The 14378-nt window shown below is 58.8% G+C and carries 14 protein-coding genes; 12 read left to right on the forward strand and 2 right to left on the reverse strand.

The features are described 5' to 3' along the window. Window positions 1-5: 5 nt before the first annotated feature. Window positions 6-551 carry a 1,2-dihydroxy-3-keto-5-methylthiopentene dioxygenase gene (locus ACZ9IM_RS03565; protein ID WP_476223393.1) on the forward strand — a complete coding sequence of 182 codons (546 nt, stop codon included), beginning with the start codon at window positions 6-8 and terminating at the stop codon, window positions 549-551. 110 nt (window positions 552-661) lie between these two features. Here ACZ9IM_RS03565 and ACZ9IM_RS03570 read toward each other — a convergent pair whose 3' ends face one another. Then, the gene (locus tag ACZ9IM_RS03570) at window positions 662-940 is read right to left on the reverse strand and encodes a DUF3509 domain-containing protein (protein WP_007898807.1); all 279 of its coding nucleotides are present in this window, start codon (window positions 938-940) and stop codon (window positions 662-664) included. 322 nt (window positions 941-1262) lie between these two features. On the opposite strand from ACZ9IM_RS03570, the gene ACZ9IM_RS03575 reads away from it, so the two are divergent. The 9 genes from ACZ9IM_RS03575 to ACZ9IM_RS03615 all read left to right on the forward strand — a co-directional run bounded on the left by ACZ9IM_RS03575 (window position 1263) and on the right by ACZ9IM_RS03615 (window position 9400). After that, window positions 1263-3101: a long-chain-acyl-CoA synthetase gene (locus tag ACZ9IM_RS03575; protein ID WP_427625216.1), complete on the forward strand. Its 1839-nt coding sequence runs from the start codon at window positions 1263-1265 to the stop codon at window positions 3099-3101. A gap of 113 nt (window positions 3102-3214) precedes the next feature. Beyond that, window positions 3215-3733, forward strand: coding sequence for an ankyrin repeat domain-containing protein (locus ACZ9IM_RS03580; RefSeq protein WP_429433525.1), 519 nt, complete (start codon window positions 3215-3217; stop codon window positions 3731-3733). A 208-nt stretch (window positions 3734-3941) separates the two neighbouring features. Then, window positions 3942-4472: a hypothetical protein gene (locus tag ACZ9IM_RS03585; protein ID WP_427625218.1), complete on the forward strand. Its 531-nt coding sequence runs from the start codon at window positions 3942-3944 to the stop codon at window positions 4470-4472. A gap of 83 nt (window positions 4473-4555) precedes the next feature. After that, window positions 4556-4747 (forward strand): PLDc N-terminal domain-containing protein, encoded by a 192-nt coding sequence (locus ACZ9IM_RS03590; protein WP_007902193.1) that lies wholly within the window; start codon window positions 4556-4558, stop codon window positions 4745-4747. A 222-nt stretch (window positions 4748-4969) separates the two neighbouring features. Then, the gene (locus tag ACZ9IM_RS03595; RefSeq protein ID WP_008073014.1) at window positions 4970-5203 is read left to right on the forward strand and encodes a hypothetical protein; all 234 of its coding nucleotides are present in this window, start codon (window positions 4970-4972) and stop codon (window positions 5201-5203) included. A 215-nt stretch (window positions 5204-5418) separates the two neighbouring features. Next, window positions 5419-5760, forward strand: coding sequence for a ribonuclease E inhibitor RraB (locus ACZ9IM_RS03600; protein WP_008005633.1), 342 nt, complete (start codon window positions 5419-5421; stop codon window positions 5758-5760). 461 nt (window positions 5761-6221) lie between these two features. After that, window positions 6222-7631: a circularly permuted type 2 ATP-grasp protein gene (locus ACZ9IM_RS03605; RefSeq protein ID WP_007902187.1), complete on the forward strand. Its 1410-nt coding sequence runs from the start codon at window positions 6222-6224 to the stop codon at window positions 7629-7631. A gap of 12 nt (window positions 7632-7643) precedes the next feature. Then, the gene (locus ACZ9IM_RS03610; RefSeq protein ID WP_010456611.1) at window positions 7644-8594 is read left to right on the forward strand and encodes an alpha-E domain-containing protein; all 951 of its coding nucleotides are present in this window, start codon (window positions 7644-7646) and stop codon (window positions 8592-8594) included. Further along, complete coding sequence (locus ACZ9IM_RS03615) at window positions 8591-9400, forward strand: transglutaminase family protein (protein WP_048394414.1); 810 nt, start codon at window positions 8591-8593, stop codon at window positions 9398-9400. The genes ACZ9IM_RS03610 and ACZ9IM_RS03615 overlap by 4 nt, the downstream gene beginning before the upstream one ends. Window positions 9401-9539: 139 nt before the next feature. On the opposite strand, the gene ACZ9IM_RS03620 is transcribed toward ACZ9IM_RS03615, so the two are convergent. Further along, window positions 9540-10361, reverse strand: a complete 822-nt coding sequence (locus ACZ9IM_RS03620; RefSeq protein WP_427625253.1) for a c-type cytochrome — start codon at window positions 10359-10361, stop codon at window positions 9540-9542. A 634-nt stretch (window positions 10362-10995) separates the two neighbouring features. Between ACZ9IM_RS03620 and ACZ9IM_RS03625 the strand changes: the two genes are divergently transcribed. Together ACZ9IM_RS03625 and ACZ9IM_RS03630 are read left to right on the forward strand one after the other, a co-directional pair. Beyond that, on the forward strand, window positions 10996-12201 hold the full coding sequence (locus ACZ9IM_RS03625; protein WP_427625220.1) for an acetyl-CoA C-acetyltransferase: 1206 nt from the start codon (window positions 10996-10998) through the stop codon (window positions 12199-12201). A gap of 24 nt (window positions 12202-12225) precedes the next feature. Next, entirely contained in the window at window positions 12226-14370 is a 2145-nt protein-coding gene (locus ACZ9IM_RS03630) for a 3-hydroxyacyl-CoA dehydrogenase NAD-binding domain-containing protein (RefSeq protein WP_476223394.1), read from the forward strand. Window positions 14371-14378 lie beyond the last annotated feature (8 nt).

Consider the following 14378-nt stretch of genomic DNA (forward strand, 5'->3'; position numbering starts at 1 on the left):
TTGCCATGAGCAGCCTGTCCGTTTATCACGTCTCCAGCCCTGAAATACCAAACAAAGTCCTGACCCACCTCGAGGACATCACCTCGACCCTGGCCGAACAGGGCGTGCGCTTCGACCGTTGGCAAGCCACGGCGAAAATCCAGCCCGGTGCCAACCAGGAAGAAGTGATCGCCGCGTATCAGGAGCAAATCGACAAATTGATGACCGAGCGCGGTTACCTCACTGTCGACGTCGTCAGTTTGAACAGCGATCACCCGCAAAAAGCCGAACTGCGCGCCAAGTTCCTCGATGAACACCGTTACGCTGAAGACGAAGTACGATTTTTCGTCGCTGGCCGTGGTTTGTTCTCCCTGCACATCGGCGATTATGTCTACGCCGTGCTCTGCGAGAAAAACGACCTGATCCTGGTGCCTGCCGGTACGCCGCATTGGTTCGACATGGGCGAGCACCCGCATTTCGTCGCAATCCGCCTGTTCAACAACTCCGAAGCCTGGGTGGCCAATTTCACCGGCGATGACATCGCCAGCCGTTTCCCGCGTCTCGAGGACTGAGCCGATCCTGTGGAGGCGAGGAATCTGGCACATGGAAACAACTCAGGCCGTGAAGCGAAAGCGTTCACGGCCTGTTTGTTTGTAGCGTGTTTATTTTACAACTGCAGGATTTAAACCGAGTGATAAGTCGGCAAGGCGAACCGTTGCTGGCTTTGCAGCATGGAGATCTGCGGCAGTTCGCTGGCCTGTTCGGCGACATCACGACGTATCGCGCTGATCACCCACGACAGCTGATCGCCGGCATGCAATTGCTGGTAGGAAATCGAACGTTTGAAGACTTTGCCGTCCGTACTGCGCAGGGTCAGCAGAATGCCGCCGTCAGGCCGTGGCTGGGTGGTCACTTCGAAGTTGGAGAATAGCGACGAAAATTTTTCCTGGATCAGGCTCATGTCTATCAGCTCCGTGAGTGCTTTGAAGGGCTACATGGAGAGGTAGTTGCAGTGATTGTGCCAGCACCTGATTTTTTAAAAATACTTATAAATCAATAAGTTATAAAAATTGTATTTCTATGCTTTCGTGCAATCTGCATGAATGGCCATCGTGCATCCTGCATTTTGCGTGGTCGGTCGCGAATTCGATGGAACCAATCGCTACGCCAGGGTTCCGGATACAAAACATTGCAAAAACCGCGTGTACAGCTCAAGAACCGCTGACGTATTTTCGGCCTCAAACAACGCCACCCGACAATAAGAAAATCGAACGGGAGCATCAATGAGCCGCACGCTGAACGACACGATTACCTGGGGCATGATGCTCCGCAAGCTGCCTTCCATTGCCAAAGCCATTCCCCGCGTGGTGAAGGGCATGAAAGCCGCCAACGTCAAGGACCCGACCCAACCGTGTGGCCTCGGCTGGAGCTTCGAGCAGGCGACGTTGCGCAACCCCGATGGCCCGGCCTTGCTGCAGGGTGAGGTGGCGCTCACTTATGCCCAGGTCAATCAGTGGGCCAATCGAATCGCCCATCACCTGATTGCCCAAGGCATCGGCAAGGGCGATGTGGTGGCGATTTTTATCGAAAACCGTCCGGAACTGCTGGTGACGATATTGGCGGTGGCCAAGGTCGGTGCGATCAGCGCCTTGCTCAATACCTCCCAGACCCGCGATACCCTGGCCCACAGCCTGAACCTGGTGGCGCCGGTGGCGATCGTGGTCGGAGAAGAGCTGGTTCCGGCCTTCAATGCGGTTCGCGAGCGGGTGTCCATCGACGCTGCGCGTACCTGGTTTGTCGCCGATCGTGACACTTATCGCGATCCGGGCAATTCGCCCGATGACTTCATCAACCTGATGACAGTCAGCGCCCAAGCGTGCAGCGATAACCCCGTCAGCAGCCAGCAGGTTTTTCTCGACGATCCTTGTTTCTACATTTATACCTCGGGCACCACCGGGTTGCCCAAAGCCGGGGTGTTCAAACACGGCCGCTGGATGCGCAGCTCCGCCAGCTTCGGGTTGATTGCCCTGGACATGCAGCCGCAGGACGTCGTCTATTGCACCTTGCCGCTGTACCACGCCACCGGGCTCTGCGTGTGCTGGGGCTCGGCAATCAGCGGGGCGTCGGGGTTTGCCATCCGCCGCAAGTTCAGCGCCAGCCAGTTCTGGAGTGACGTGCGCAAATACCGGGCGACCACCCTCGGTTACGTCGGTGAATTGTGCCGCTACCTGGTGGATCAACCGCGCAGCGTCGACGACAGTCGGCACAGCGTGACGAAGATGATCGGCAATGGCCTGCGCCCCGGCGCGTGGAGCGAGTTCAAGACGCGTTTTGCCATTGACCATATCTGCGAGCTGTACGCCGCCAGCGACGGCAATATCGGCTTCACCAACATCCTCAACTTCGACAACACCATCGGTTTTTCCCTGATGGCCTGGGAACTGGTGGCGTACGACCACGACAGCGGTGCCCCCACCCGTGATACCAAGGGCTTCATGCGCAAAGTGGCCAAGGGCGAGCAGGGCTTGCTGCTGGCGAGGATCGACGACAAGGCGCCGCTGGACGGCTACACCGATCCGCAGAAGACCGCAAAAGTCGTGCTCCACGATGTGTTCAAGAAGGGCGACCGCTACTTCAATACCGGTGACCTGCTGCGCAACATCGGTTTTGGCCATGCGCAGTTTGTCGATCGTTTGGGCGACACCTACCGCTGGAAGGGCGAAAACGTCTCGACCACCGAGGTCGAAAACATCCTCCTGCAACATCCGCAGATCGCCGAAGCCGTGGCTTATGGTGTGGAAATCCACAACACCAACGGGCGTGCCGGGATGGCGGCAATCACGCCGGCTGAATCCCTGGCGACCCTGGATTTCAGCGAGTTGCTGGCTTTCGCCAGACAGCAAATGCCTGCCTATGCGGTGCCACTTTTCCTACGGGTGAAAGTGAAAATGGAAACCACCGGGACCTTCAAATACCAGAAGACGCGGCTCAAGGATGAAGCCTTCGACCCGAACAAAACCGGCGATGACCCCATCTACGCCTGGTTGCCGGGCACCCAGACTTACGTGCAAGTCACCCAGCAGGTGCTGGCGGATATCCAGGACGGCAAGTACCGTTATTGAATGTGGTTCTTATTAAATGTAGCTATGGCTATTCATGAGAAAAAAGAAGTGACAGGTTCCAGACCGCTCGGGAAACTATCCGCTTTTCCGATTGACCGAATGTGGAGTCCCCAATGTCAGACAAAAGCCGCCAGATGACGCCCGAAGAAGCTGCTGAATTTGCCGAACAGGTGTTCAACAAAGCGCGCGAGGGCGATGCGGCCATGATGGCTGCGCTGCTGACCAAGGGCTTACCGCCGAACCTGCGCAACCACAAGGGCGACACCTTGCTGATGCTCGCCGCGTACCACGGCCATGTCGACACGGTAAAAGTGCTGCTCGAGCACAAGGCCGACCCGGAAATCCGCAATGACAACGGCCAGAGCCCGATTGCCGGCGCGGCATTCAAAGGTGATCTGGCGGTGGTCAAGGCGTTGGTGGAAGGTGGCGCGCAAGTGGAAGGTTCGTCCTTCGACGGTCGCACTGCGTTGATGATGGCGGCAATGTTCAACCGCGTCGAAATCGTCGACTACCTGATCAGTAAAGGCGCCGATCCGAAAGCCAAGGATGCCAATGGCGTATCCGCGCTGGACGCGGCCAAAACCATGGGGGCGGTGGATACCACAGCACAATTGCAGAAACTCCTGGCCTGACCTCTGTGGTGCTGCGGGGCTTTTGTGGCGAGGGGGCTTGCCCCCGTTCGGCTGCGAAGCAGTCGTAAATCCGGCGAATGCGGTCTATCTGAACGACTGCGGTGGCTGATTTTGGGGCTGCTTCGCAACCCAGCGGGAGCAAGCTCCCTCGCCACAAAATGCGTTATCCTTCGCGCCCTCAAACCTCCCTCGCTACAGGATCCACCTCATGAAAGCCGCACTCGTCGAACTCATCAGCAAAATCAGCTCCGGGTGCATGAGCGATGACGAAATCCTGAAAGTCGCTGACGAAGCGGCTCAGGCCTACGCCGATCCAGAAGCTTTTCTGACGGCCAATCCAGACATCAACTACGACGACACCTTCCCGATCCCGTTGGGTGAGTGGGTGGTCGTCGGCAGCTTGCCGGAAACCGTGCTGTTCCAGGCCGACACCTACATGGACCTGTTCGCGCAGATCGTCGCTTCGTTCGGCCCCGGCGTCGATTTCAACATCAAACCCAAGCAACTGGCCAAGACCGAAGCCCTGACGGCGCTCAATCGCATTCAGGTGCAGATGGGCAGCATGAACAAGGAAAACGGCGGTTACACGCTGATGAACTTCAGCCAGTTGCTCGACGACGAACTGCAAGTGGTGCTGGTCTACGGTAATGACGTGCCACGGGTGCTGGAGTTGTGCGCCGAAGTCGGCATCGCCGCGGCGCCATCCCTGGAAGCCTTGAAAGTCGCGATCCACGTCTGAAGCTGTCCAGGACGGTAATAAAACGGAACCCTCGTAAGGCCCGACTATCCTAAGAGGGCATACCACTCTTCGGGAGCGTCACCATGGGTTCCACGTTCAACAGCCTGGTTGGCCTGATTATTCTTGCCCTGGATATCTGGGCCATCATCAACGTGCTTAAAAGTGGCGCCGAGACCGGGATGAAAATCATCTGGGTGCTATTGATCCTGCTGCTGCCGGTCCTGGGCCTGATCATCTGGGCCATCGCCGGGCCGAGGGGCAATGTGCGGATCTGACTTGTTTCGCCTGCAACACTGAACCTGTGGGAGCGTGGCTTGCCCGCGATGCAGGCGCTGCGGTCTGTCAGCTGCAACGCGGCGATCCTATCGCGGGCAAGCCACGCTCCCACAGGTCCTGTGTTTTTTCATGCCGACACGCGGTAATCCGTTGAACGATCAGTCAGGGGTAAAGTCCAGATAGAAGTAAGCCCATCCATGGGTTTTATCGAGGAGGCACCGATGCAAAAGTGGAAAATCACTTTCGTGGATGATCACGGTGAAACAGTGGACGAACTCTTCGAGTGCGAGGAATGCCCGAATAGCGAGCAAGCCGCCAAACTCATTCGCGCCCGACGCCTGCCGATCGCTGCCGAACTGGATCTCAATGATCTGGAGGGTCGTACCGATGATCCGACCGTCAAAAGTCTGAAATCCCAGAACAGCATTGAAATCATCAGTATTACCCCGATCTGATACACCTCTTGTCACATTCACACCCAGACCTTGGCAGCAGCTCTATCTTGGGGCTACTCTGCAAGCGAGATCAGCGAATGACTCGCTAAGGTCTGGTCTTGTCAGCTACATGCTTGTTTCCCATCGGCAACCTCTGTTGCCGTATCGCTCTCACCAATCGGTTGAAAGTGCAGGGAATACGGAAAGTCTATCCATCAGTCTGAGGGGGACGTTTCATGAGCACAGCCTATCAAGAAGACATCAGCAGCAGCGTGCTGCGCCGCATGAAAGAAGGCGGTTTCGACTTTTCACGATTCCATCCCATCGAGTTCTACGCCATTTTTCCGGACGAGGAGCGGGCACGCAGGGCGGCAGGTCATTTCAGTGGTGAATCCTTGAATGCCCAGATCAGCGTGCGCGATGACGGCGCGTGGCATCTGGAACTGAGCAAAGTGATGTACGCCACCTACGACGGGATCGGCGACTTTGAGCAGGACTTCGAGGCGGTGGTCGAGCCTCTGGGCGGTATCATCGAAGGATGGGGCGTCAAGCAGGAGGTACGAGGGCTACTCGCATAACTTTATGAACAGTGACAACACTCAGCAACGGCTGACCTTTGGGTTGGCCGTTTTCGTTTGTGGGGGGAAGATCAAGAGATCGCAGCCTCGTTTCACTCGACAGCTCCTACAGGTGAAACGAGGCTGCGATCTTTTGATCTGGGTTTTTGATTCATAACGTTTCAAAAAAACAAAAAAAACCGCCTGAGCAGGCGGCTAAAGGGAAGTTTCGGTCAGGTTTTCCAGCGAATGCGCGGATTATCCGCATCGCCCCCCGGGCAGTGAAATCAACTCTGGCTATGCTGCTGATAGGCGACAGCATTGCTTCGCCATGAAGCGGGGGCAATCAGGTTGGGGCATTTACCGCACAGAATTGGTGCGGTGCGTGTTGCGTCATTATCCAACTGATTGATATCAAAGCGTTTATGCCGATGGCACGGGCCTTGCGAAGGTCTGGATGTCCGGGTGACAAGGAGTACGGCATGATCCGCACCTATTTTGATGAGATGTACGATGCCGGCGGCCAGGTCCGCCCGCATTATCGGGAGTTTGCCCGTTGGCTGGCCGAAACGCCTGACGAGCTTTTGGCACAACGGCGACGCGAGGCCGATCTGTTATTTCATCGTGCCGGGATTACATTCACGCTCTATGGTGATGAGCAAGGGACAGAGCGCCTGATTCCCTTCGACACCATTCCTCGCAGTATCCCCGCCAGTGAATGGCGGGTCGTCGAGCGCGGCTGCATTCAGCGGGTCAAGGCATTGAACATGTTCCTTGCCGACCTCTATCACGAGCAGCGCATCATCAAGGCCGGCATCATCCCGGCCGAGCAAGTGCTGGCCAACGAGCAATACCAGTTGGCGATGCAGGGGCTGGATCTGCACCGCGATATCTATTCGCACATTTCCGGCGTCGACCTGGTGCGCGATGGCGACGGCACGTACTACGTGCTCGAAGACAATCTTCGTACCCCCAGCGGCGTGAGCTACATGCTCGAAGATCGCAAGATGATGATGCGATTGTTCCCCGAATTGTTCGCCGCCCAGCGCATCGCGCCGATCGACCACTATCCGAACCTGTTGCTCGACACCCTGAAAAGCTCCAGTCCGATCGACAACCCGAGCGTGGTGGTACTGACGCCGGGGCGCTTCAACAGCGCGTTTTTCGAGCATGCGTTCCTGGCTCGGGAAATGGGCGTTGAACTGGTGGAGGGCGCGGACCTGTTCGTGCGTGACGACAAGGTGTTCATGCGCACCACGGACGGGCCGAAAGCCGTCGACGTGATCTATCGTCGCCTCGACGATGCCTTCCTCGATCCGTTGGCGTTCAACCCGGACTCGATGCTCGGCGTTCCAGGTCTGCTGTCGTCCTACCGTTCCGGCAACGTGGTGCTGGCGAATGCCATCGGCACCGGGGTCGCGGATGACAAGTCGGTGTACCCCTTCGTCACGGACATGATTCGTTTCTATCTGGATGAAGAGCCGATCCTGAAGAACGTGCCGACATGGCAGTGTCGTAATCCCTCTGAGCTGTCCCACGTGCTGGCCAATCTTCCAGAACTGGTGGTCAAGGAAACCCAGGGCTCCGGTGGTTACGGAATGCTGGTGGGGCCGGCGGCGACGGCGGCGGAAATCGAATCTTTCCGTGAGCGGATCAAAGCCAAGCCCCACGCGTACATCGCCCAACCGACGTTGTCTTTATCGACCTGTCCGACCTTTGTTGAAAACGGCATCGCTCCACGCCATATCGACCTGCGTCCGTTTGTATTGTCTGGCCGCGAAACCCGGGTTGTGCCCGGCGGTTTGACCCGTGTCGCCTTGCGCGAAGGCTCCCTGGTGGTGAATTCCTCCCAGGGCGGCGGAACCAAGGACACCTGGGTGGTCGAGGATTGAAGGAAGCCTGCCATGTTAAGTAGAACTGCCTCGGATCTGTATTGGATGTCGCGTTACCTGGAGCGGGCCGAAAACCTCGCACGGATGCTCGACATCAGTTATTCGCTGTCACTGATGCCTCAGGACGGTCGTGGCGATGGCTTGCACGAACTCGCCATGCCGTTGCTGATCACCGGTACTCTGGACGATTACCTGGAGCGCCACGGCGATTTGCACGCCGAACGGCTGCTGCATTTTTTCGCCCTGGATGCGGCCAACCCGGCGAGCATCTATAGCTGCCTCGGTGCTGCGCGAGCCAGCGCCCATGCGGTGCGTGGGCGGATCACCGCCGACATGTGGGAAAACATCAACGCCACCTGGCTGGAGATTCGCGGGATCGCCGAGCAGGGCTTGAGTCGCTACGGCATGAGCCGTTTCTGTGAGTGGATCAAGGAACGTTCCCACCTGTTCCGTGGCGCGTCCTACGGCACCATCATGCGTAACGACGCGTTCCGCTTCATTCGTCTTGGCACCTTTATCGAAAGGGCTGACAACACCTTGCGCCTGCTCGACGCCCGTTACGAAATGGCCGGCGATCAGGCCGAAGCGGTCAGCGACGGCACGGCTCACGCCTATTACCAGTGGAGCGCCTTGCTGCGGGCTTTGTCGTCGTTCGAGGCCTATACCGAGATCTATCGCGACGCTCCTGGCGCCCGGCATGTGGCCGAGTTGCTGCTGCTGCGCGCCGACGTGCCGCGATCTTTGCGGGCCTGCACCGAAGAAATCGACCAGATCCTCGCCCAATTGCCGGGGGCCAACGGCCGTCCTGCCCAGCGTTTGGCGGCAGAAATGGACGCGCGCCTGCGCTACACCGGTATCAACGAAATCCTCGACGAAGGCCTGCATGCCTGGCTGACCGAGTTCATCCCGCTGGTGCGCCAGTTGGGCAACGCCATACACAGTTCCTACCTGGAGGCTGCATGAGACTTTCCATTAGCCACGAGACCACCTATCACTACGAAGATCAGGTGCGGGCGAGCATCCAGTACCTGCGACTGACCCCACACGACAGCGAGCGCCAACACGTGCTCAGCTGGCAGCTCGACCTGCCACGCCCGGTGCGCGCGCAACTCGATCCATTCGGCAACATTCTGCATGTGCTGACCCTGGACGAACCCCACGAGGCAATCATTATCGGCGCCCGAGGGCAGGTGGACATCGACGAACTGCGCGAAGCCGAGCATGAAAGCCAGTCGGCGCTGCCGTTCCTGCGCTTCACGCGCCTGACCGAGGCCGACGAAGCGCTGCGCGCATTCGCCGAGAAGGCCTGCAAACAACGCCGGGATCGTACGGCGCTGATCGATTTGATGCATGGCCTGAACCAGCACATGACCTACACGCCGGGTTCCACTGAAGTAGACACCAGCGCCGCCCAGGCTTTCGCCGGGCGTTCCGGTGTCTGCCAGGACCACACCCATGCGTTCCTCGCCTGCGCCCGCAGCCTGGGCATTCCCTCGCGTTATGTGTCGGGGTATTTGTACAGCGAGAACAGCGAACACCTGGCCAGTCACGCCTGGGCTGAAGCCTGGCTGGATGACGCCTGGTACAGCTTCGACGTGACCAACGAACTGGCCCGCCCGGAGCGTCACCTGAAACTGGCCGTGGGCCTCGACTACCTGGACGCCTGTCCGGTGCGCGGCATGCGCCGTGGCGGTGGGTGCGAGCAGATGCATGCGAAGGTGTTTGTGTCACCGACGCCTGCGCCGGTGATTTCGGTGCAACAGCAGTAACCTACCACCGATCGTTCCCACGCTCCGCGTGGGAATGCCTCCACGGACGCTCCGCGTTCGGCTTTGGATGTGACGCAGAGCGTCACGGGCTGCATTCCCACGCGGAGCGTGGGAACGATCACTGACAGGAAGGATGTCTTCAGGGCTTCACCTTGCGCCCCGCCATATGCTTCAAATACCCCACCAACAATTCCAGATCCCCCTCCGGCAACACCGTCGTCGCGAACGCCGGCATCTTCGCCTGTGGCCACTGACGCAAGCTCTGCGGATCACGAATGTAGCGCTTGAGGAAATCCGCGCCGAAGTACTCGGTCGGGTTGAACGGAATATTCAGGTCCGGCCCGAACTGCGCATCCCCCGCGCCATTCAATCGATGACACGCCAGGCAGTTCTTCTGAAACAGCGCAAAGCCCTTGTTCACTGGATCGTCCGCCTTCAGCGCAGGATCGGGCAGCAGGGCAGGGAAGCGCTCGGCCACCGGGGCCATGCGCTTGATGCTCGCTACTTCGAACGGCCATTGCTCGGGGCTGATATTGCCCGTTTGCGGATCGGTCCAGACCAGATAAAACGGTCCCGCACTGTGCTTACCCTCTGACAACGGTGGCCACGGCTTGGCCGGGTCTTCAATCGCCAGCCAGGCCCGCGCGCCTTGGGTGTTGAGTAACGGCGCGGCGGCCAGTTCGGCGGCAAAACCGTCCAGGGCAACGGCTTGCAGATGATCCTCAGGCTTGATGCCCGTCAACAACGCCGCCAACGGCACGGCGCGATAGCTCATGTCCCGTTTGTAGGAAACGTCGTTGGTGATCGTGATGGTCTGAACCTGAGGATGCTTGAGCAATTGCTCGGTCTGCCAGGTGCGAGAACTCGCGCCCAGCTCCAGATTCAGCTGTGCGGCAGACAGAGGCATGCTGAGCAGCAAGGCCCCAAACACAATGAGCGCTTTCAAGTGATCGCCGTCCATGTCGTGGATGTGCCGCAAAGGTTGGCACAGCCACGCCGGCTCGAATAGCGAGCCAATCACATTTTTATCAGGCGAAATGAAAACCCTGATGCTCGATCAGCCAATCACTTTGGTCAGGTTCGGCAAAATCAACAACAGTGTAGTGGCGAATAGAATGAGCCCGGCTTGACGAACTTTCGAATGCTTGAACATGGCTTGACCGCCTTTTTTGTTATTTCCTGGTGCCTGCCTGCATATCCATGACGGCAGAGCGCTGCACTTCCTGTAGGACGAGTGCCTCGGCAAAACCCGACGACAACTTCGTACAGGTTTACCTTAGGGCCCGCGTTACGCTTGACTTAGATCCATTTCGTATGGAATTAGCACTAATCACTGCTAAAAAGGCATGAGGCTTATGGCCAGCTTCTTGGGCGCCCGTTTGCTAGACAGCTTGGTGACTTGAATCGGTTTATCCGATAGCAGACTACCGTTCGTCTGAGCGTGACCGTCAACGCCAATGAGCGCTGTGGTCATTGAATCCACGGCTGCTGGGCATAAGGTGAGGGCATAAAGATCAGGGTCACACGGTCTCCTGTAGGAGCCGCCGAAGGCTGCGATCTTTTGATCTTCATTCACCATCAGGTTCGAGGACGTCATGACCCAGGCTTTGATATTCGACGCGTTACGCACGCCCCGTGGTAAAGGCAAGGCCAATGGCGCCTTGCACAGCGTCAAGCCAGTGAATCTGGTGGCCGGGCTGCTGACGGCGCTGCAGCAGCGCACGTCCCTGGACACCAGTCAGGTGGATGATGTGGTGCTCGGCTGCGTGACGCCCATCGGCGATCAGGGTTCCGACATCGCCAAGACCGCCACGCAGGTGGCCGATTGGGACGTCAGCGTGGCCGGTATGCAGCTCAATCGCTTCTGCGCGTCGGGTCTGGAAGCGGTGAACCTCGGCGCAATGAAAGTGCGCTCCGGCTTCGAAGACCTGGTGGTGGTCGGTGGCGTCGAGTCGATGTCCCGCGTGCCCATGGGTAGCGATGGCGGGGCTTGGGCGCTGGACCCGGAAACCAATTTGCACAACCACTTCACGCCCCAGGGCGTGGGTGCGGACCTGATCGCCACGATTGAAGGTTTCAGCCGTCAGGACGTCGATGCCTTCGCGTTGCACTCCCAGCAGAAGGCGGCGCGGGCGCGAGCGAACGGTTCGTTCAACAAGTCGCTGGTGCCGGTGCAGGACCAGAACGGCATCATTCTGCTCGATCACGATGAGTTCATTCGTGCCGAATCGACGATGGAAGGCCTGGGCAAGCTCAAGCCGAGTTTCGAAATGATCGGGCAAATGGGCTTCGACGCCACCGCATTGCGGGTTTACAGCCAGGTGGAGCGGATTAACCACGTTCATACGCCGGGCAACAGCTCCGGGATCGTCGATGGCGCAGCGCTGATGCTGATCGGCTCCGAAGCGAAGGGCCGGGCGCTGGGCTTGCAGCCACGGGCGCGAATCGTCGCCACGGCGGTCACCAGCACTGACCCGACCATCATGCTCACCGGTCCCGCGCCGGCGACCCGCAAGGCGCTGGCCAAGGCCGGGCTACGGGTCGAAGACATCGACCTGTTCGAAGTCAATGAAGCGTTCGCCTCGGTGGTGCTCAAGTTCATCAAAGACATGGCCATCGACCCCGACAAGGTCAACGTCAACGGCGGCTCCATCGCCATGGGCCACCCGCTCGGCGCCACCGGCTGCGCGATTCTCGGCACGCTGCTCGATGAACTGGAAGCCCGGCGCCTGCGCTATGGCCTGGCGACATTGTGTGTCGGCGGCGGCATGGGCATTGCCACCATCATCGAACGCCTCTGAGCCCTGACTTAAAGGAAAATTGCCATGACCGAAGCCATCTGTTACGAAAAGGGTCAGGACCAGATTGTCGTTCTGACCATCGACATGCCGGGCCAGAGTGCCAACACCATGAACGCGGTCTACCGCGACGCCATGGCCACCTGCGTCGCCCGACTGGTCGCCGACAAGGACGCCATTGCCGGCGTGATCATCACCTCGGCCAAGAAGACCTTCTTCGCCGGCGGCGACCTCAATGAACTGATCAAGGTCGGCAAACCCGAAGCCAAAGCCTTTTACGACATGGTGCTGACACTCAAGGGCCAACTGCGCACCCTGGAAACCCTCGGCAAACCGGTGGTCGCTGCGATCAATGGCGCGGCGCTCGGTGGCGGTTGGGAAATCTGTCTGGCCTGTCATCACCGCGTCGCGCTGGACAACCCATCGGTGCTGCTGGGTCTGCCGGAAGTCACTCTTGGCCTGTTGCCGGGCGGCGGCGGGGTAGTGCGCATGGTCCGCATGCTGGGCATCGAAAAAGCTCTGCCGTATTTGCTTGAAGGCAAGAAAATCCGCCCGCAACAGGCGTTGCAGGCGCGGTTGATCGACGAGTTGGCCGCCGATCGCGATGAACTGATGGCCAAGGCGCGGGCGTGGATTGTCGATCACCCGGTCGCTGTGCAGCGCTGGGACGTGAAGGGTTATCAGATTCCTGGCGGCACGCCGTCGGATCCCAAGCTCGCGCCGATGCTTGCTATCACGCCATCGATTCTGCGCAGCAAAACCCAGGGCTGCCTGCCTGCGCCGGAGAAAATCCTCTGTGCTGCGGTGGAAGGCGCTCAAGTGGATTTCGACACGGCGCACCTGATCGAAACCCGCTATTTCACCGAGCTGACCACCGGCCAGGTGTCGAAAAACCTCATTGGCACGTTCTGGTTTCAGCTCAATGAAATCAATGCCGGCGGCTCTCGGCCCCAAGGCATAGCGCCTTACGTAACAAAGAAAGTCGGCGTGCTCGGCGCCGGGATGATGGGCGCGGGCATCGCGTTTGTCAGCGCATCGGCCGGCATCAACGTGGTGCTCAAAGACATCAACCTCGCCGCGGCAGAGAAGGGCAAGGCCCACTCGGCGACGTTACTGGACAAGAAAGTTGCGCGTGGTCAGTTAACTCGTGAGCAGCGCGAGGATATTTTGGCTCGAATCCATGCCACCGAAAACGATGCGGATCTGGCCGGTTGCGATTTGATCATTGAAGCGGTGTTTGAAGATCGCGAACTGAAGGCCAAGGTCTCATCGGCTGCGCAAACAGTCGTCGGCCCGGATACGGTCATCGCCTCCAACACCTCGACCTTGCCGATCAGTGGCTTGGCCACCGCCGTGCCGGACCAGACGAAATTTATCGGCCTGCATTTCTTCAGTCCCGTGGAGAAAATGCCGTTGGTGGAAATCATCAAGGGCGTCCATACCAGCGACGAAACCCTGGCTCGCGGTTTCGATTTCGTCCTGCAAATCAAGAAGACCCCGATCGTGGTCAATGACAGTCGCGGCTTCTTTACCTCACGAGTATTTGGCACCTTCACCAACGAGGGCATCGCCATGCTCGGCGAAGGTGTGAGCGCGCCGATGATCGAGACCGAAGCGCGCAAGGCCGGTATGCCTGTCGGACCTCTGGCGATCTCCGACGAAGTTTCCCTCAGCCTCATGAGCCATATCCGCGAACAAACCGCCAAAGACCTGCGAGTAGAAGGGAAACCGCTGATTGAGCACCCGGCGTTCGCAGTGATTGACTTGCTGCTCAAGGAATACAAGCGTCCGGGCAAGGCCGCTGGAGGTGGTTTCTACGATTACCCGGCCACAGGGCAGAAGCATTTGTGGCCTGAGCTGAAAACCCGCTTCGAGAAAGCCGATGGGCAGATTTCGCCGAAGGACATACGCGATCGACTGCTGTTCGTCCAAGCCATCGAAACCGTGCGCTGCATGGAAGAGGGCGTGCTGACCTCGACGGCGGATGCCAACGTTGGCTCGATCTTCGGCATCGGCTTCGCGGCCTGGACCGGCGGTGCGCTGCAGTTCATCAATCAGTATGGCGTGAAAGACTTCGTCGCCCGCGCCCAGTACCTGGCCGAGCAGTACGGCGAGCGCTTCACTCCACCTGCACTGCTGCTGGAGAAAGCCGCCAAAAACGCGTTGTTCTAAGGGGCGTT

It is taken from the genome of Pseudomonas sp. TE12508, assembly GCF_056279485.1.

Coding starts and splice junctions, on each gene's coding strand:
- ACZ9IM_RS03625 (WP_427625220.1), top strand. CDS start 10,996: ATGACCCAGGCTTTGATATTCGACGCGTTACGCACGCCCCGTGGTAAA.
- ACZ9IM_RS03630 (WP_476223394.1), top strand. CDS start 12,226: ATGACCGAAGCCATCTGTTACGAAAAGGGTCAGGACCAGATTGTCGTT.
- ACZ9IM_RS03610 (WP_010456611.1), top strand. CDS start 7,644: ATGTTAAGTAGAACTGCCTCGGATCTGTATTGGATGTCGCGTTACCTG.
- ACZ9IM_RS03580 (WP_429433525.1), top strand. CDS start 3,215: ATGTCAGACAAAAGCCGCCAGATGACGCCCGAAGAAGCTGCTGAATTT.
- ACZ9IM_RS03620 (WP_427625253.1), bottom strand. CDS start 10,361: ATGGACGGCGATCACTTGAAAGCGCTCATTGTGTTTGGGGCCTTGCTG.
- ACZ9IM_RS03615 (WP_048394414.1), top strand. CDS start 8,591: ATGAGACTTTCCATTAGCCACGAGACCACCTATCACTACGAAGATCAG.
- ACZ9IM_RS03570 (WP_007898807.1), bottom strand. CDS start 940: ATGAGCCTGATCCAGGAAAAATTTTCGTCGCTATTCTCCAACTTCGAA.
- ACZ9IM_RS03565 (WP_476223393.1), top strand. CDS start 6: ATGAGCAGCCTGTCCGTTTATCACGTCTCCAGCCCTGAAATACCAAAC.
- ACZ9IM_RS03605 (WP_007902187.1), top strand. CDS start 6,222: ATGATCCGCACCTATTTTGATGAGATGTACGATGCCGGCGGCCAGGTC.
- ACZ9IM_RS03585 (WP_427625218.1), top strand. CDS start 3,942: ATGAAAGCCGCACTCGTCGAACTCATCAGCAAAATCAGCTCCGGGTGC.
- ACZ9IM_RS03600 (WP_008005633.1), top strand. CDS start 5,419: ATGAGCACAGCCTATCAAGAAGACATCAGCAGCAGCGTGCTGCGCCGC.
- ACZ9IM_RS03595 (WP_008073014.1), top strand. CDS start 4,970: ATGCAAAAGTGGAAAATCACTTTCGTGGATGATCACGGTGAAACAGTG.
- ACZ9IM_RS03590 (WP_007902193.1), top strand. CDS start 4,556: ATGGGTTCCACGTTCAACAGCCTGGTTGGCCTGATTATTCTTGCCCTG.
- ACZ9IM_RS03575 (WP_427625216.1), top strand. CDS start 1,263: ATGAGCCGCACGCTGAACGACACGATTACCTGGGGCATGATGCTCCGC.